This is a genomic window from Pontibacter ummariensis (assembly GCF_900188175.1).
In the GTDB taxonomy this organism is placed as follows: Bacteria; Bacteroidota; Bacteroidia; order Cytophagales; family Hymenobacteraceae; genus Pontibacter; species Pontibacter ummariensis.
In genome coordinates, this window is the sequence record NZ_FZOQ01000002.1 from 229,020 (window position 1) to 246,048 (window position 17,029).

General features: G+C 49.6%; 14 protein-coding genes. 3 read left to right on the forward strand and 11 right to left on the reverse strand.

The genetic code is table 11. The features are described 5' to 3' along the window. Window positions 1–54: 54 nt before the first annotated feature. The 6 genes from CHB92_RS03035 to CHB92_RS03060 all read right to left on the reverse strand — a co-directional run bounded on the left by CHB92_RS03035 (window position 55) and on the right by CHB92_RS03060 (window position 6,355). Window positions 55–687 carry a phosphoribosylanthranilate isomerase gene (locus CHB92_RS03035; RefSeq protein WP_089317691.1) on the reverse strand — a complete coding sequence of 211 codons (633 nt, stop codon included), beginning with the start codon at window positions 685–687 and terminating at the stop codon, window positions 55–57. Further along, window positions 684–1,499 carry an indole-3-glycerol phosphate synthase TrpC gene (gene trpC, locus CHB92_RS03040; RefSeq protein ID WP_089317692.1) on the reverse strand — a complete coding sequence of 272 codons (816 nt, stop codon included), beginning with the start codon at window positions 1,497–1,499 and terminating at the stop codon, window positions 684–686. Before trpC ends, CHB92_RS03035 begins: the two co-directional genes overlap by 4 nt. A gap of 54 nt (window positions 1,500–1,553) precedes the next feature. Beyond that, the gene (trpD, locus tag CHB92_RS03045; RefSeq protein ID WP_089317693.1) at window positions 1,554–2,561 is read right to left on the reverse strand and encodes an anthranilate phosphoribosyltransferase; all 1,008 of its coding nucleotides are present in this window, start codon (window positions 2,559–2,561) and stop codon (window positions 1,554–1,556) included. A gap of 105 nt (window positions 2,562–2,666) precedes the next feature. Then, entirely contained in the window at window positions 2,667–3,230 is a 564-nt protein-coding gene (locus CHB92_RS03050) for an anthranilate synthase component II (protein WP_089317694.1), read from the reverse strand. A gap of 1 nt (window position 3,231) precedes the next feature. Continuing rightward, window positions 3,232–4,641, reverse strand: coding sequence for an anthranilate synthase component I family protein (locus tag CHB92_RS03055; protein ID WP_089317695.1), 1,410 nt, complete (start codon window positions 4,639–4,641; stop codon window positions 3,232–3,234). Between the two features lie 262 nt (window positions 4,642–4,903). After that, complete coding sequence (locus tag CHB92_RS03060) at window positions 4,904–6,355, reverse strand: M20/M25/M40 family metallo-hydrolase (RefSeq protein WP_179222943.1); 1,452 nt, start codon at window positions 6,353–6,355, stop codon at window positions 4,904–4,906. 348 nt (window positions 6,356–6,703) lie between these two features. Between CHB92_RS03060 and CHB92_RS03065 the strand changes: the two genes are divergently transcribed. Next, window positions 6,704–7,111, forward strand: a complete 408-nt coding sequence (locus CHB92_RS03065; protein WP_089317697.1) for a hypothetical protein — start codon at window positions 6,704–6,706, stop codon at window positions 7,109–7,111. A gap of 490 nt (window positions 7,112–7,601) precedes the next feature. On the opposite strand, the gene hisB is transcribed toward CHB92_RS03065, so the two are convergent. The 5 genes from hisB to CHB92_RS03095 all read right to left on the reverse strand — a co-directional run bounded on the left by hisB (window position 7,602) and on the right by CHB92_RS03095 (window position 15,055). Next, window positions 7,602–8,702, reverse strand: coding sequence for a bifunctional histidinol-phosphatase/imidazoleglycerol-phosphate dehydratase HisB (hisB, locus tag CHB92_RS03070; RefSeq protein WP_089317698.1), 1,101 nt, complete (start codon window positions 8,700–8,702; stop codon window positions 7,602–7,604). 70 nt (window positions 8,703–8,772) lie between these two features. Continuing rightward, window positions 8,773–9,816, reverse strand: coding sequence for a histidinol-phosphate transaminase (gene hisC / locus CHB92_RS03075; RefSeq protein ID WP_089317699.1), 1,044 nt, complete (start codon window positions 9,814–9,816; stop codon window positions 8,773–8,775). Beyond that, window positions 9,809–11,098, reverse strand: a complete 1,290-nt coding sequence (gene hisD, locus CHB92_RS03080) for a histidinol dehydrogenase (RefSeq protein WP_089317700.1) — start codon at window positions 11,096–11,098, stop codon at window positions 9,809–9,811. Before hisD ends, hisC begins: the two co-directional genes overlap by 8 nt. Window positions 11,099–11,101: 3 nt before the next feature. Continuing rightward, the gene (gene hisG, locus CHB92_RS03085; protein WP_089317701.1) at window positions 11,102–11,953 is read right to left on the reverse strand and encodes an ATP phosphoribosyltransferase; all 852 of its coding nucleotides are present in this window, start codon (window positions 11,951–11,953) and stop codon (window positions 11,102–11,104) included. A 360-nt stretch (window positions 11,954–12,313) separates the two neighbouring features. Then, window positions 12,314–15,055 carry an MBG domain-containing protein gene (locus CHB92_RS03095; protein WP_089317703.1) on the reverse strand — a complete coding sequence of 914 codons (2,742 nt, stop codon included), beginning with the start codon at window positions 15,053–15,055 and terminating at the stop codon, window positions 12,314–12,316. A gap of 515 nt (window positions 15,056–15,570) precedes the next feature. On the opposite strand from CHB92_RS03095, the gene CHB92_RS03100 reads away from it, so the two are divergent. Together CHB92_RS03100 and CHB92_RS25455 are read left to right on the forward strand one after the other, a co-directional pair. Beyond that, window positions 15,571–16,431, forward strand: coding sequence for a DUF2911 domain-containing protein (locus CHB92_RS03100; RefSeq protein ID WP_089317704.1), 861 nt, complete (start codon window positions 15,571–15,573; stop codon window positions 16,429–16,431). Window positions 16,432–16,768: 337 nt separating this feature from the next. Further along, window positions 16,769–16,954: a hypothetical protein gene (locus CHB92_RS25455; RefSeq protein WP_144266263.1), complete on the forward strand. Its 186-nt coding sequence runs from the start codon at window positions 16,769–16,771 to the stop codon at window positions 16,952–16,954. Window positions 16,955–17,029: the final 75 nt, after the last annotated feature.

Below are 17,029 nucleotides of genomic sequence, written 5' to 3' on the forward strand. Positions count from 1 at the left end.
TTTGTTATTTTTAGTTGCAGGCCGGAAACTTATGGCGCGCTGCTTAATTAAAGCTTAGCGCTTTCCTTTTATCCCTTCAATCAGTCGCTCTAGTTCCTCCACCTTCTTCAGACCTGGCTCCTGCTCAAAACCGCTGTTAACGTCCAGGGCAAAGGGTTTCGGCCTTAGAGCTTCAAACTCCTCTCCTGCCAGGTTCCCCAGGTTCAATCCGCCACTCAGAAAAAAAGGCTTGTCCGACAAGTTTCCTTTCAGCAGCTCCCAGTCGAAGACGACACCGTTTCCGCCGTAGCTTTTGCCTTTGGTATCGAAGAGGAAGTACTCGCAGGAACGCTCATACAGTAAGGTGCTTTGGAAAGAAAAGCTATCGCCTACCGAAAAGGCCTTGATCACTTTTATCCCGGCATCCTTTAGTTCCTGACACTGCCGGGGCGATTCGGTTCCGTGCAGTTGCACCAGGTCCAGCCCAAAGGCCCTCACCTTTTGCCCAATAAACTCACTCGTCTCATTCACAAACACCCCTACTTTCTGGACAGAAGGGGACAGCGAAGCCAGCAACTCGGGTGTAATGCTGTTGCCAGCAAAGCGTTTCGACTTCTCATAAAAGATGAAACCCATAAAATCAGGCCCCAAGGCTGCTACCTTCCGGATATTTTCCGGCTCCCGCATGCCGCACACCTTTACTTTCATGCGGTAACTGGTTTCTTGGCCAACAGTGCTTTGTACTCCCGGATAAACTCGGTGGCAGCACGCTCCGGACGGCCTTCGTACATGAAGCGTTCCCCGATCAGGAAGCCATGAAAGCCTGCCTCTTTCAGCTCTACCATCACCTGGGCATTCGAAATGCCACTCTCAGAGATCTTGGTGATACCTTTCGGGATGTAGTTAGCCAATTCAAAAGACAGGTCTACGCTCGTTTTAAAGTCTTTCAGGTTACGGTTATTTACCCCCACTACCGTCACGTACTCGTTCAGCGAAGCGTCCAGCTCCTCTTTGCTGTGCACTTCCAGCAGCACTTCCAGGCCGAGGGAGCGGGCAAAGGAAGCCAGCTCTTTCAACCTGGCAGGTTCCAGGGCAGCAGCAATCAACAGGATGGCATCTGCTCCGATAGACTTCGCTTCCACGATCTGGTACTCGTCCACCATAAAGTCTTTGCGCAGGATGGGGCAGTAATTATACTTTCTGGCCGTCATCAAATCCTCGTTCTTTCCACCAAAATACCTGGTGTCCGTCAGGATAGAAAGGGCCGAAGCACCTGCCTGCATGTAGCCAATCGAGGTGCGCTCTACAGAAACGTAGGGGTTGATATCGCCACGGGAAGGAGACTTGCGCTTGATCTCGGCAATGATGCCACTTTTGTCCGGGCGCAACAGGTAGCGCTCTAGCGACATGCAGGTGTTCTCGAAGTACAGGCTTTTCTCGAGCAGCTTCACCGGGTACAGTTCTTTGCGCTCAGCCACTTCTTGGTATTTATAGGCGATTATTTCGTCGAGTATGTTCATCTTTGATATGCTAGTTTATGGATGTGCTAATAAGCTACTTAAATTCATTCTGCTTTAAACCGATGCTAATTTCTGGTCGGTCACCAGGTCCTGGAAAAGACGGTAAGCTTTGCCCGACTCCAGGGTTTCTGTTGCCAGGGCAACGGCCTCTTGTATTTCCAGCTCAGGCTTGGCGCATTGCAGGGCCATGCCCGCATTCGCCGAAACGACGGACTTTTGAGCAGCAGTACCTTCCCCTTTCAGCACGCGTACAAATATCTCGGCCGATTCCTCCACCCCTGCGCCGCCTTTTATCTGCTCGTGCTGTAAACGCGGCAGGTTCAGGGCCTCCGCATCCAGTAACATCTCCTTACGGTCAGAGATCACCTTAAAAGGACTTGTGAGCGATACCTCATCATAGCCGTCCAGGGTGTGAATGATGCTGAAATGGGTATCTGTTTGCTGATAAAGATAACCATACATGCGGGCTAGCTCCAAACTAAACACGCCCACCATCTGCCGTTTCGGGAAAGCCGGGTTCACCATCGGGCCCAGCATGTTAAAGAAGGTCTTGACACCCAGATCCCGGCGGATAGGTCCTACATTCTTCATGGCCGGGTGGAAAAGGGGCGCGTGCAGGAAACAGATGTTATACTTATCGATGCTACGCTCCAGCTTATCGGTGTCTGTCGTGAAGTTGACACCCAGTGCCTCCAGAACGTTAGAGGAGCCGCAGGAAGAAGAAACACCGTAGTTACCGTGCTTGGCCACCGGAACGCCTGCCGCTGCCACAACAAAAGAAGAGAGGGTAGAAATGTTAAACGTGTCTTTCCCATCGCCTCCTGTACCACAGAGGTCTATGGGGTTGTAAGCATCCAGGTCTACCCGATGGCACAGGTCCAGCAGGGCATTGCGGAAGCCCTCCAACTCTTCCACGGTAATGCTGCGCATCATATACACCGTCAGGAAGCTGGAGATCTGGCTTTGGTTGTACTTGCCGGCCGTAACGTTTACCAGCACCTCCCGCGCCTGCTCTTTGGTCAGGGTCTTGTGCTCAAATAAGTGATTTAGTATCTCTTTCATGTTTGATAGACAAATGACTTTTGGATAAAAGACAAAGGAACTTTTGCTAGATTTTTCTCTTCAGGAGAAGTCTTTTGTCCTTTGTCTACATATCTTTCTTCCGGCCTAGCTTTCCAGCCAGTTCTTTATGATTTCCTTGCCATGGTCGGTTAGTACAGACTCCGGGTGGAACTGCACGCCTCGCACATCGTGCTCTTTGTGGCGCAGGGCCATGATGTGGCCATGGGAGTCTATCGCAGTTGGTATCAGGCACTCCGGCAGCTCCTTCTCCACCAGCCAGGAATGGTAACGACCGGTGCCGAAAGAAGCTGGCAGGTCTTTGAACAGAGGCTCATCCTCACTCACCACATTTACTGGCGTCGCCACACCATGCCACACCTCGTTACTGTTAAACAGCTTCCCGCCGTACACCTCCCCTATCGCCTGATGCCCCAGGCACACGCCAAAAAGGCTTTTGCTGGAACCGTATGTGCGGATGATGTCTTTGAGTAAGCCTGCCTCGTCGGGAATACCCGGACCAGGGGAAAGCATGATCTTTTTAAACTTGCCGACTTCCTCTAAGGTGATCTTGTCGTTGCGGCGCACGGTTACCTCTGCCCCCAGCTCCTGTAGCAGGTGCACAAGGTTGTAGGTAAACGAATCGTAGTTATCTATTACTAAAACTTCCATGTTAGTTGATCTCCTGTGCTAGTGATAATGCTTTTCGCAGGGCCATTAGTTTATTATCCACCTCCTGCAGCTCATTTTCCGGCTTCGATGCTGCCACAATGCCCGCACCTGCCTGGTAGAAGAGCTTGTAATCCTTGCTCAGGAAAGAGCGGATCATGATGGCGCTGTTGAAGTTGCCGTTGAAGTCGAGGAAGCCGATGCAGCCCCCGTAAAAGGCACGGTTGCTGTTTTCGTAGCGGTCTATCAGCTGCATGGCCATGTGCTTCGGCGCTCCGGATAAAGTACCTGCCGGGAAAGTGCTGGCTACCATCTGCAGGGAATCTTCCTGCTTGTGTAAAGTGCCGGACACTTTCGATACCAGGTGAATGACGTGTGAGTAGAACTGTATCTCCCGGAAGGTCTCCACCTGTACGCTGTGTCCGTTGCGGCTCAGATCGTTGCGGGCCAGGTCCACCAGCATCACGTGCTCCGCGTTTTCCTTCGGGTCGGCCAACAGCTTCTCAGCGAGTGCTGCATCTGCTGCGTCATCCCCTGTCCGGCGGAAAGTGCCCGCGATCGGGAAGATACTGGCCTTTTTGTCTTTGATCACCAGCTGGGCCTCCGGCGAAGAACCGAAAATCTTGAAGCTGCCGTAGTCGAAATAAAAGAGATAAGGGGAAGGGTTGATAGAGCGCAAAGCCCGGTACACATTAAACTCATCTCCCTGGAAGGCCTGTTCAAATCTTCTGGAAAGCACAAGCTGGAACACATCCCCCCGGAAGCAGTGCTGCATGGCCTTCTCGATGTTCTTCAAAAAGTCCTCGCTGCTGATGTTGTAAGCTTCCTCTCCTACTGTATTAAAGGTATAGCTGGGGATATTGCGGCTGTTCAGCAGGGCCTCCAGCTGGGCAATTCCTTCGTTATCTGCCGGACCATAGCTGTGGGAGAAAATGTAGGCTTCGTTGGTGAAGTGGTTGATGGCGATGATGTAGCGGTACACCGCATAGTACAGATCCGGAATTTGCTGGCGGTCAGGACGCAGGTTAAGGTCTATGTCTTCGTAGTAGCGCACCGCATCGTAGTTCATGTAGCCAAACAAGCCATTGTTGATGAAGCTAAAACCGTTCTCCTCCACCTCAAAGCTCTGGGAAAAAGCAGCCAGGCGGGAGGGTACGTTTACCTCTTCCGTTATGGGGGTCTGCTGTACTGTACCATCCGGGAAGGACTCCGTCAAGAGTTCGTTTTCGGCCTTGATGCTGGCCATCGGGCTGCAGCAAATGTAGGAGAAGCTGTTCTCGGCCCCGTGATAGTCGGAGCTTTCCAGCAGTATGCTGTTCGGGTACTGGTCCCGGAGTTTGAGGTACACGCTCACGGGGGTCAGGGTGTCGGCCAGGAGGCGCTTATACGTGGTACTGATCTGATACTTTTTCATCACCTTGCTGTGGGTTAAAAATAAAAAGCCCGCTGTTCGTCGTGAGCAGCGGGCTTTTATACCTTTATCGTTCTTGCTGATTCTACTTCTGTTTGTATATAGCAATGCTGTTCACGTTATGTTCTGTAACGTGCCACCACCATGCTGTATGAAGATTTTGAACCATCTGATCTTGTCTTTTCAATAATGGGGAGTTTTTCCCTCTCTCTGTTGCAAATGTAAAGGCTAAATCTGCAAGAGCAAATATATTTGTAAAATATTTTTACTCTCCTGTTACGCCTAAGCCACCTTCCTCCTCTTCCTGCTGCACCAGGGCGTCTGTTTCTACCAGGCCACAGGTATTGCGTATCAGGCTGTCGTAAAAGGTGATGGCCTGGTGGAAACCCTCTACCGACATCCGCTCATTTGCATTATGCACCAACTTGGCGTTCTCCCGGTTTACCACCTGGGGTGCAAAGCGGAATATGTTATCCGTTAGATTGGTATAATGCTTGGCATCGCTGGAGCCTGGGAACAAAGCAGGCACCACCATCACGCCCGGGTATGTCTCGTGTATGGAGGCTTTTAAGGCTTTGTAGACTGCTGTGTTCGTTTCTGTGATCTGCGACGGTGGGGTGTACACGCCATGCACTTCTACATTTACCCGCTCGTCGCGTACCACTTTACGCACATGCGCTATCACCGATTCCCTGTCTTCCCCATTCAGGATCCTGATATTGACGATAGCACTTGCCTCCCTTGGCAACACGTTGTACTTTTCGCCAGCCTCCATTACCGTGGGCGACATGATGGTACGGATCAGGGCATTGGTCGCCTGGTCTTTGGCCAGCATCTTCAGCACCTTGCCCTTAAACAGCCCGTAGTGCCGCATCGCAAACTTATACTTCCCTCCTAACTCCCCGGCCAGGGTATTCAGGGTTTCCTTGGTTGTCGGGATCATGCGGGGCTTGAACGGCTTGTTGTGTAACCTAGTCAGCGCCCGGCTTAGTACGTAGATAGGTGTTTCTTTAGGTGGTGCAGAAGAGTGTCCGCCAACGCCCTGCACGGTCAACTTTAGGTTGATATTCCCTTTGGCAGCCGTGCCAATCAATGCCACCGGATCTTTTAACCCCGGCACCACATCCTCTGCTACAGCAAGGCCCTCATCAAAGATAGCCTCCAGTTGTACGCCCTGCTCTTCTAAGTATTCGTTGATCTTGCCGGCTCCGGCATAGCCCCCTACTTCCTCGTCGTGTCCAAATGCCAGGTATATGGTGCGGTCCGGTGCGTAGCCCTGCTCCAGTTGTTGCTCTACGGCCTCCATCATGGCGATCACCCGGTACTTGTCGTCCATGGTGCCACGCCCCCACACGTAGCCCTCCTTTATAATGCCTTTATACGGGTGCTCTTTCCAATCGTCCTCGGAGGCTTTCTCCACGGGCACGACATCCAGGTGGGCGCTTAGCAGAATGGGTTTCAGGTCCGGATTATTCCCTTGCCAGGTAAAAAGCAGGCTGTACTCGTTGATGACTGTTTTCTGAAGGCGGTCATGTAACAGAGGGAAGGCCTGCTCCAGGTAGTCGTGCAACTTCAGGAACTCCTCGTACCTGAAATCGTCCTTATTCACGGTAGAGACGGTTTCGAAAGTGACCGCCCTGGATAACTTTTGTACTGCTGGTGTTAAAGAGGTGGTATCAGGAACCTCTCCTGCTGATGCATTAGTAAAATTTAACATGGTACTGAAACAAAGAATGGGCAGGAAAGGGTTCTTCATATTTTGTTATTAATCTTGGAATTAAAAGAAAGCAGATTTCCAGTTATGGGAACGCAGCTCAAGTACTATACCAAAGGTCCGCTACAATTAAGAACGTAAAGAACTGCAAACCTGATGCTTTCAGCAGAAAGAAAGCTAAAACAAAGGGGAAGGCTTGATTTTTGCTCCTTTCATTCCAACAGGACCAGAAGGCGTATTTTGCACTGCCTTGTGTACCGTACTAACAGGAAGGAAGCCGGTAAAGTTTGATTTTTACCGATATCAATCCTTATTTTTGTAGTCCTCTTGCTAACAAAAGTATAGGCTTTAATGGAATTTGCTAGAAAGGAATTACTTTTCAGGGACAGTTACATTGTAATAGAATATAACCCGGCTGATGATTGGATCTATGCCAATTGGCGCGGCTATAACAACTATGACACCGTAACAGCAGGATGTGAGCGGATACTGGAGTGCCTGGAACATTACCGGGTTACGAAGGTATTGAACGATAATTCGAACCTCGAAGGAATCTGGTCTGGTGCCTCTAAGTGGGTAGGACAGGACTGGCTCCCCCGCATGCGGCAGGCAGGGCTCCTCCACTTTGCCTGGGTCTACTCCCCTAGTACCCTCGGCCGTCTTTCTACCGATAAGTCTATTAAACACACCACAGAGACAGACATCGTTAAAACCTTTGAAACGATTGAGGCTGCAGAGGATTGGCTGAGGCTAAGCTAAGCACAAGGCATAAGTCATTGCAAGTCTTCCTGTTACCGTTCGCCTGATCTTACGTAGCGAAGGCTTTTCCATAGAGGTTACTTTGCGCTTCATTTCTGGGGTAGGACACCTGCTTTAGAGAGGACGCGTTTTCTCCCTTAGCGCTGCTGGAGGCAGGGCCCTCGATTTCGTTTCCTGACAGGGATGGGTCCTGGTGCATCACAGAAAAACTGGGTAGGCTTTTTTTATGGATCAGCAAGCGGCTCTACTCTGTCATCACTCTCTACCCTGTCCTCTCTATTTTCTTGTCACTTTGCGCTTTGCTAGAAAGCAATCGGAGATTCACAAAATGGTGTCTCCCCAAGGATCAAGGTGAAAGGATAGCATAAGAGTCGGCGAGCCAAAAGCTAAATAAGTGCTTTACCTTTTTCAAATTACAGCTATAGGCGATACAGGAAAAACAAAAGGCCCGGCTTTTCACCGGGCCTTTTAGGCGTGCATGCGTTATCTTTTATAAAACACCTTTGGTACTCGGTATGGAAGTATCCTGCAAATCTCGTTCTACTGCCATGCGAATGGCACGGGCAAAGGCCTTAAAAATTGCTTCGATCTTATGATGTTCATTCTGCCCCTCTACCTTCACGTTTAGGTTCGATTTGGAGGTGTCGCTGAAAGATTTGAAGAAGTGGAAAAACATTTCTGTAGGCATATCCCCTACTTTTTCGCGCTTAAACTCTCCTTCCCAAACAGCCCAGGGTCTGCCACTGAAGTCAATGGCAACCTGGGCCAGCGTTTCGTCCATGGGCAGCAGGAAAAAGCCGTAACGGCTGATGCCCCGCTTATCGCCCAGTGCCTGCAGGAAAGCTTCGCCTAAAGCCAGGCCTGTGTCTTCGATGGTATGGTGCTCGTCAATATGCAGGTCCCCTTTTACCTGTATCTTCAGGTCCAGCTTGCCGTGCTTGGCCACTTGTTCCAGCATGTGGTCAAAAAAGCCAAGGCCTGTTTTGATGTCCATTTTGCCAGTTCCATCGAGGTTCAACTCTACCAGGATGTCTGTTTCGGAAGTACTGCGTCTTACCGTAGCACTGCGGGTAGAAGGGCTTTTCAAAAAGCGATAGATCTCATCCCAGTCGTTCGTGCTTAGCGCGGCACCTTCGGCTTTTGTATCGCCGATAAAAATTGCTTTCGCACCCAAATTCTGCGCCAGCTTTACATCCGTCTGCCTGTCCCCGATCACATAGCTGTTCGCCAGGTCATACTCACCTGCGAGGTAACGCTTCATCATGCCGACGCCAGGCTTGCGTGTCGCCAGTCCCTCGTGCTCAAAGCTACGGTCAATGAGGATGTCGTCGAATTTAATCCCCTCACTCTCGAGCACTTCCAGCATCTTGTTCTGGTAAGGCCAGAAAGTATCTTCCGGGTAAGAGTCGGTGCCAAGGCCATCCTGGTTCGTAACCATCACGAACTCGTAGTCCAGCTCCTTAAAAATGCGGGCCATGTTACTGATGGACTTGGGAATGAAGGCAAACTTCTCAAAGGAGTCCACCTGAAAATCCGTCTTCGGCTCCACTAAGATGGTCCCGTCACGGTCTATGAATAATGCTTTTTTCATCTTGAGACAATGGATATAGGACAAAAGACAAGGGTCTATTGAGGCCTTTGTCTGATAGTCTTTCTTCTGTTTAAAACGCTGCTATGGCTTTGAGTAACTCCTGGTTCTCTTCCAAAGTGCCTACTGTAACACGCAGGCAACCAGAACATCCCGGAACACTGGACCTATTACGAACCACAATCCCTTTGTTTAAAAGGGATTTATAAAGGCCATCCGCATCTTTTACTTTAACCAGTATAAAGTTCGCATCAGACGGGTAAACTTTTTCTACGGTAGCCAACGTTGGCAGGGCCTGCATCAGGAGTTCGCGCTCCTGCACGATCTCTTCCACCATATCCTGCAAGGCCTCCTGACGTTCCAAAGCCTGTAAAGCAAGCTCCTGTGTGGCTTCGTTTATGTTGTAGGGCGGCTTTATTTTGTCCAATACCGCAATAATCTCCGGAGAAGCAAAGGCAAGCCCTAAACGCAGGCCCGCCATGCCCCAGGCCTTGGAAAATGTCTGCAGCACGACCAGGTTGGGAAACTCCTGCAGGCGGGTAGTCCAGCTAGGCGCCTGGGCAAAATCGATGTAGGCTTCGTCTACGACTACTAAGCCGTTGAAGCTACGCAACAGGTCCTCAATGCTGTCCGGCTCGATCAGGTTTCCGGTCGGGTTATTCGGCGAGCAAACAAAAATGATCTTGGTCGTGGGCTTTACCTGCAGCAACACCTCCTCTACCGGCATCTGGTAATCCGGTGTTAATTGCACCGCCTCCAGGGTTACATCATTCAGGTGTGCCGATACTTCATACATGCCATAAGTAGGCGGCAGGTGCAGCATGCTGTCCTGGCCCGGGCGACACACCATCCGGAAAAGCAGGTCAATGGCCTCGTCGCTGCCGTTTCCTAAAAAGATCTGCTCCGGCTGCACCCCTTTGATTTCGGCAATGCGCTCCTTCAGTTTTCTTTGGTGCGGGTCGGGGTAACGGTTATAGTTCTCGCCAGCCAGGCTGCCGAGGTTGTTCTCGTTGGCATCCAGAAATACGCTGGCGGCTCCTTTAAATTCATCACGGGCCGAAGAATAAGGCTTCATCTTCAGCACGTTCGGGCGAATGATATCGTTTAGCTTAAACACGGTTAACTTCCTTGAGTCTGATACTTACTGCGTTTTTGTGGGCTTCCAGGCCTTCGGCGGCAGCCATGGTTTCGATGGTCTTACCAATGTGCTGCAAGCCCTCTGGCGTGATGTGCTGGAAGGTGATTTTCTTCACGAAGCTGTCCAGCGATACCCCACTATAGGCCCGGGCATAGCCATTGGTCGGCAAGGTGTGGTTGGTACCAGAGGCATAGTCACCGGCTGACTCCGGGCTGTAGTTGCCCAGGAAAACAGAGCCTGCGTTTGTGATCTGGTCCAGCACCTCTTCAAAGTTCTGGATAGACAAGATGAGGTGCTCCGGCGCATATTGGTTGGAGAAGGCCAGCATCTCGTCTACGCTTCCCAACACCACACCCAAACTGTTGCTTAGCGCCTTTGCCGCAAACTCTTTACGAGGTAATACTTCGAGTTGGGCTTGCAGCTCCTGCTCTACCTTCTCCAGCACCTCGGCAGACGAGGTGAGCAGCACTACCTGCGAGTCAGCCCCATGTTCTGCCTGTGATAAAAGGTCGGCTGCTACGAAAGCAGGATTGGCAGACGCATCGGCAATCACCAGTACTTCTGAGGGACCGGCGGGTAAATCAATTGCAACCCCGGCTTTGCTCACCAGTTGTTTTGCCACCGTCACATACTGGTTGCCAGGCCCAAAGATCTTGTGCACGGCAGGCACGCTCTCCGTCCCGAATGCCAGGGCAGCTACGGCCTGTGCCCCGCCCGCTTTTACAACGCGTGTTACCCCTAGCAAGGAGGCCGTATACAGAATCGCCGGGTGAATGTTCCCATCTTTGGAAGGAGGCGTGCAAAGCACCAATTCCTTACAACCGGCAATGCGGGCGGGCACCCCCAGCATGAGCAAGGTCGAGAACAAAGGCGCTGTTCCTCCCGGGATGTACAAGCCTACTTTCTCGATGGCGACACTTTTGCGCCAGCAGGTAACCCCTGCCATCGTCTCTACCTTCTTGACAGGCTCGGCTTGCTGGGTATGAAATAACTGAATGTTACTGTACGCCTGCAGGATAGCTTCCTTTAGCTCAACCGGCACCTGAGCCTCTGCCTGTGAGATTTCAACAGTCGTGGCCACCAGGTTATCTAATGTAACGCTATCATGCTTCTGGGCCAGCTGGCGTAAGGCCTCGTCTCCCTGCTCCTGCACCAGGCGGAAGGTCTCCAGTATTCCTGGCTCCAGCTCTTCCAGGTTCTTGGTAGGACGCTTCACCAGGTCCTGCCAAGTCTCTTGCGGTGGGTTTATCAGTTTGCGCATACCTTAAATGATCATCTTTTCGATAGGAATCACCAATATCCCCTGGGCACCGGCTGCTTTTATCTTCTCGATAATTTCCCAGAAGTCGTCCTCGTTCACGACCGAGTGCAGCGAGCTCCAGCCATCCTCTGCCAACGGAAGGATCGTGGGCGATTTAATGCTTGGCAACAAGGAACGGATTTCATCCAGTTTCTCGTTAGGCGCATTTAGCAGGATATACTTCTTTTTGCTGGCCCGCTGTACGGCATGTATGCGGAACAACAGTCTATCCAGGATCTCCCGCTTTTCTTCGCTTAGGCCTTCGCTAGCGATCAGCACCGCCTCCGATTTAAATACCCGCTCCACCTCTTTCAGGCCGTTGCTGATCAAGGTACTGCCAGAGCTCACAATATCGCAGATGGCTTCTGCCAGGCCAATACTCGGGGCAATCTCTACGGACCCGCTGATGGTATGGATATGCGCCTGCACGCCCTGTTCCTCCAGGTAAGATGCTAAGATATTGGGATAGGAAGTGGCGATGTTCTTCCCGTTCAGGTCCTGCACCGATTCATATTCCATGGTTTTAGGCACAGCAAGGGCCAGCCGACACTTGGAAAAGCCGAGCTTCTCCACCGCCAGGGCCTGCTTGCCCTCTTCCACCAACACGTTCTCCCCTACAATGCCGATATCGGCAACCCCGTCGGCTACATAACCGGGGATATCATCGTCGCGGAGGTACAGGATCTCGAGCGGGAAGTTCGTTGATTCTGTCTTCAACTTCAGAGAGCTGGTGATAAAGGAGATTCCACATTCGCGGATCAGTTTAAGCGAATCCTCGCTCAGTCTGCCGGACTTTTGGATAGCTAAACGTAGCATTATTGTATGTCTTTGTGTTTAAGGTATGCAAAAAATTTCCTGCCTTGCTGCTGGCAAAGTATGGAACGGGCACAAGCCCTGGGGGCAATATAGTGATATTCTTCCTCTTACGAGGAATGATGGATGTGATGAACATGTACATGCGCAGCCGGGGCAACAGAAGTCGCCGGTGTAGAAAGGATGCTATTTGAATTGCGCTTGCTCATGTACGGTAGCACAAATGTAACAGGTTTTGCCTAAAAACTAAATTTCAGGTAAAGTTTTTAGAAAGGCCCTGGCGTAAGCCTTTTTTAAACAGCAAGTGCCGGCCCCCTTTCGGAAACCGGCACTTGCTGTTTAAAAAAGGCTTAAGACCCTATTCTAGCGCTTCAGCACCATTTTAATTGTCTGTACACCGGAGTTGGTGATCAGGCGGGCAAAGTACATGCCCTCCGGATGATTACGGCCATCAAACTCAAACTCGTAAAGCTTGCCAACCTCAGTCACACCGGTTTCGATCTTCTTCACCAAAGCCCCCTTCACATCATACACTTCCAGGGCAAAGCTTTCCTCTTTTAGGGATGTGAAAGCAATGGTTGTTTTGTCGGTGTACGGGTTCGGGTAGTTGTAGAAGCGGTTAAGTTGTTTCTCAAGTTGTAGTTTAGGGTCTGACACTAGCGCTTTAGACGATGAACCTCCATTGAGCTTGCCATCATGAATCACAATAGAACCACCACCAATATAATCAGTAGGCTCATTGTATTCTTCACTGCTGTTAGAACCAACTAGGTTATCATAAACAAGAGCATTAGAAGCATCCCATATTCTGATACGGAACTTGTCATTATTCAACCTCCCTTTCACATCACCGTCAATGGCTATTACTGTAAACTTGAATCCAGCATATCCATTCAAAGTACCAACACCCTTATAGGTAGCTTTTTCAGAAGTAACAACAAGACTCATAGCTTCATGCGACGTGCTCTTAAAGTTAAGCTTTCCAGCGTTAAACTGGAACTCCGTGTTTCCATCCACTTCAGCTAAGGTACTCTTTCCATTTTTGTACTTCGCCACAAATCCGAAATTAGCTTTACCAGTAGCATCTACTCCTGCTAGACCATAGGCTGATGTTCTGATAGCTTTCTCAGGAGAGATAATCCACCCGCCGCCAGTTACAAAGCCACCGTTCGGGTCATACACTGGTAAGTAAGCTATAGACTCACTACAGCCAGTCCCTGCTTCGATCACAATTTTATAAACACCGGTTGCCAAAACACCCACATTGATATTTACTGTACCGCTAGCATCTGACACACCAAGCATTGGAGTCGTTGAACCGTTAAAGTATAGCTTAACTGGAACATTAGCAGCAACGCCTGTGCCATTAATAAGCTTGGCAGTAACGAAAGTAGCAGTGCTTTTTATAGCCTGTGGAGTAGCATTAGCCGAAGCATCAACTGTTACCTGTTCAATAGTCAAGGTGCCTTTGTTAAGAATAATATTGTAGTTTTTCAAGACAGCTTCTGTACCATTAACAGCAGGGACAATGTCATAAACCCCAGCTCCACTCATTGAAGTCGCCACAGATGTATAAGATGCTGTAATGGCTTCATTGTTTTTGATTCCTACTATCTGTCCTGTGAAGGTAGCATTGGTTTGACCACATAAACGACTGGCGTTTGCAGCTGTAACAGTAAGAGTAGCTTTGCCTACACTCAGCTTTCCGAAGGTTTCGGTCACGTTGTAGTTGGCCAGGCGATCATTGGCAGTCAGTGTGGCTGTGATCTGATAAGGACCACCGGCTACAGTTGCGTCAGCGGCGGCACCGGCAGAAGCATAGCTGGCGATGGAGAACTCATCTCCGGCTACCTCGCCTGTCACATCACCTGTGAAGGCAGTAAAGGTCTCTCCGTACACCTTGCTCTTATCAGCAGTGGTTACTGTCAGCGCGGCTTTGCCTACACTCAGCTTTCCGAAGGTTTCGGTCACGTTGTAGTTGGCCAGGCGATCATTGGCAGTCAGTGTGGCTGTGATCTGATAAGGACCACCGGCTACAGTTGCGTCAGCGGCGGCACCGGCAGAAGCATAGCTGGCGATGGAGAACTCATCTCCGGCTACCTCGCCTGTCACATCACCTGTGAAGGCAGTAAAGGTCTCTCCGTACACCTTGCTCTTATCAGCAGTGGTTACTGTCAGCGCGGCTTTGCCTACTGTGATGCTTACTGTTTTGGTAGCGGTCTTGTAGTTGGCAGCGTCTGTTGGCGTGAAGTCAACTCTCAGGTCATGCTGACCAGCGGCCAGCTTAGTGCCGGCTGCAGGAGAATACACAAACGTACCTGCCACATCAGCTGTAGCGTTCAGTTGCGTAGCAGAAAGCTCTGTGCCGTAAACAATCTTGGATGGCGCAGTCCAGGATATATTAGGATTTGTCTTAAGAGCTAAATTATAATTAGCAACAATTGATTGTTTTCCTTGTCCATTGTTATCACCCCTCGTCGCACCACCTGGAGCAGAATATGTTTTACCATCCGATAAAGTAACATTATCAAAAGTATAAGTAATGGTTTCATCAATCCGTACTGGTATAGCCGTGGCAATTTGGCCATATGCAAAAGTTGTAGAGGTAGGTTTAATAACTTCAACCCCATCTGAATTACGAGTAACCTTATAATTTACTTTTATTGTGGGTGTTGGTGTTAAAGGCGATGGAAGTCCTGTCGCAGAAAATTCAACATTAGCATCTGTAAAATATGTAGTAGCACTTGAGCCAGAAGAACCTGTTGCAATGAGTTCAAACGCAACACCTATGTGGTTTGATTTAACAAGAAATTGATTGTTATAAATTTTACCCTCACTATCTGCCACTGAATAAATATCATGAGAGTTGTAACAAGTTGAAGGCTTTGGAGTCTCTTCAAAATGGAAGTCTACTCTTTCACCAGGTTCCCATCCAGAACCGGTAATAATGACGTACTCACCTGGAGCATAGTCATCCTTATCAGTAGTAACAGTTTGCGCCTGTGCCCCGAAGGCGGAGAGCAGCAGGAGTCCCATCACCAGCAGCAGGCGCTGGAAGAACAGGTACTCTCTGACATGTTGCTTGAGTAAAGGTTTAACATTCATGTGTAAGTTGAGGATAAAAGGTTGAAAAAAGACATAGTTGTAGCACTACCAAAGCGAGCATGCGATGGTCTTATGCCATTGTTGGGAATTGTTCTAAAAAGAGTAGGAATTTCCTAAGGGCTTCCTGGAAACCGGACGGTTTAGATCAGAATGTCTTTACAAGTTGACCAATTTTTAAAAGGAATTTTACTATTACTGACCAAATATAGTTTTGCATTATACAAACTTGCAAATAATTTGTTTCAAAATTTTGTAAGTATTGTTAAATTTTAAGTAAATGAGTTTTAGAACTAGTTTAAAGGCTAAATTTGACCTCCGCCTTACTCAAAACCAGGCCTTTACAGCAGGACAAAAGCCAGACACTTGGGGCCTGTTAGAAGTGTGCTTACCCCTGCTGTGCACCCTTAAATATTTATTTTACTACCTTTGCCTATGCCGGTACTACCTGTAAAGAAACTGGCATCATTTTTTCTCATATTCAGGTATAGCTATTTTCGTCTTTACCCTTTTGTGTTATGAAGAAGTATCTGTTTGGTCTGCTTTTCTTCTTTTTGATTTGCGCTCTTTCGGCCTCCGCACAGGTTGTGTTGCCACAGGCAAGTCCGGCCGCTTTTGTGAAGCAAACCATTGGTTTAACAGAAATCTCCGTTGCTTACCATGCGCCCAGTGTGAAAGGCCGTAAGGTTTTTGGCAACCTGGTACCCTATGGCTCCCTCTGGCGGGCTGGTGCCAACGAAGCAACCCTTATTACCTTTGAAGATGAGTTGTTCCTAAACCACGAGCGGGTTCCTGCGGGCACCTACTCTTTCTTTTTGCTGCCACAAAATGACTCCTTATGGTACGTGGTACTGAACAGTGACACGACCTTGTGGGGTAAGGAAGGCTATAGCGAACTGAACGACGTGGCCTACCTGGAGGTAAAACCACAGAAAAATGAATTCCAGGAGACCATGCAGTTCACGTTTTCCGATCTCAGCGCGAATAAAGGAAAACTGAACCTGACCTGGGAGAACAGGAAGGTGGTCCTGGAAATTGAAACGGAAGTAGAGAAGAAAGCCCTGGCAAACATCAACGCGGCCCTGGCGAAAGCTGCCCCAGACGACTGGTATACCTGGGCCCAATGTGCCGAGTACATGTTACCTCGCCGGGAGCACCATCAAAAAGCGCTGGAGTGGATCAATAAGTCCATCTCCATTAAGGAGAACTTTTACAACAACTGGATAAAGGCCAAGTTGTACGCTTATAACAACGAGTACCAAATGGCTTCTTCGCTCTCCGCTAAGGCTATGCAGTTAGGAACCGCAGAACCAGAAAGCTATAAGGAGTACGCCAAGCAGATTGAAGCGGCCTATAATGAGTGGAAGAAGAGGAAATAGAGATAGTAGTTTCTTGAGTAGCAGCGGGAGCCTAAACAGGGCTCCCGCTGCTGTTTCAAGCTAGTTTTGATTGTTCTCTCCTGTCCCGTTCTTGTTTTAGCTAGCGTAGGGGCTGCTGATCCTGTAGAATTACAAGTGGCCTTTTTCATTGTTTCTTATGTGCGCTCCACGTCTGGGGTAGGGGCCCTTCTTGAGCGAGGGCGCGTTTTCCCGTTCAGCGCTGTGCCGTCTTCCTTTGCTCGCTTGCGCATCGCAATGCTCAGCAAGCTGAGCACCGGAACCCGCCAAGGCGCTTCCCGGAAAAACTGAGAATGTTTTTCTTCGATTAAATAAAGGGATGCGCTATCCGCATTTTGTTGTCGGTGAAAACACCAACAACGGCGGGAAAACTAATGATGCTTTAACTGTCCTTACTTCTGCAATAGGGCCGATCAGCTTACCAGGTGCACCAATGACGACTTTTTGTTTGAGTGTTCAGCGAGTGGGGGAAGGGGCCCTCGATTCTCATCAAGGAGAAAAGTAAGACCCAGCCGGCGAGGCGGAAAGCCAGCTAAGAATCTTATGCTTCAAAGTGAGAAAAAAAGCGACTAAGTTAATT

Coding starts and splice junctions, on each gene's coding strand:
- CHB92_RS03035 (WP_089317691.1), bottom strand. CDS start 687: ATGAAAGTAAAGGTGTGCGGCATGCGGGAGCCGGAAAATATCCGGAAG.
- trpC (WP_089317692.1), bottom strand. CDS start 1,499: ATGAACATACTCGACGAAATAATCGCCTATAAATACCAAGAAGTGGCT.
- trpD (WP_089317693.1), bottom strand. CDS start 2,561: ATGAAAGAGATACTAAATCACTTATTTGAGCACAAGACCCTGACCAAA.
- CHB92_RS03050 (WP_089317694.1), bottom strand. CDS start 3,230: ATGGAAGTTTTAGTAATAGATAACTACGATTCGTTTACCTACAACCTT.
- CHB92_RS03055 (WP_089317695.1), bottom strand. CDS start 4,641: ATGAAAAAGTATCAGATCAGTACCACGTATAAGCGCCTCCTGGCCGAC.
- CHB92_RS03060 (WP_179222943.1), bottom strand. CDS start 6,355: ATGTTAAATTTTACTAATGCATCAGCAGGAGAGGTTCCTGATACCACC.
- CHB92_RS03065 (WP_089317697.1), top strand. CDS start 6,704: ATGGAATTTGCTAGAAAGGAATTACTTTTCAGGGACAGTTACATTGTA.
- hisB (WP_089317698.1), bottom strand. CDS start 8,702: ATGAAAAAAGCATTATTCATAGACCGTGACGGGACCATCTTAGTGGAG.
- hisD (WP_089317700.1), bottom strand. CDS start 11,098: ATGCGCAAACTGATAAACCCACCGCAAGAGACTTGGCAGGACCTGGTG.
- hisG (WP_089317701.1), bottom strand. CDS start 11,953: ATGCTACGTTTAGCTATCCAAAAGTCCGGCAGACTGAGCGAGGATTCG.
- CHB92_RS03095 (WP_089317703.1), bottom strand. CDS start 15,055: ATGAATGTTAAACCTTTACTCAAGCAACATGTCAGAGAGTACCTGTTC.
- CHB92_RS03100 (WP_089317704.1), top strand. CDS start 15,571: ATGAAGAAGTATCTGTTTGGTCTGCTTTTCTTCTTTTTGATTTGCGCT.
- CHB92_RS25455 (WP_144266263.1), top strand. CDS start 16,769: ATGCGCTATCCGCATTTTGTTGTCGGTGAAAACACCAACAACGGCGGG.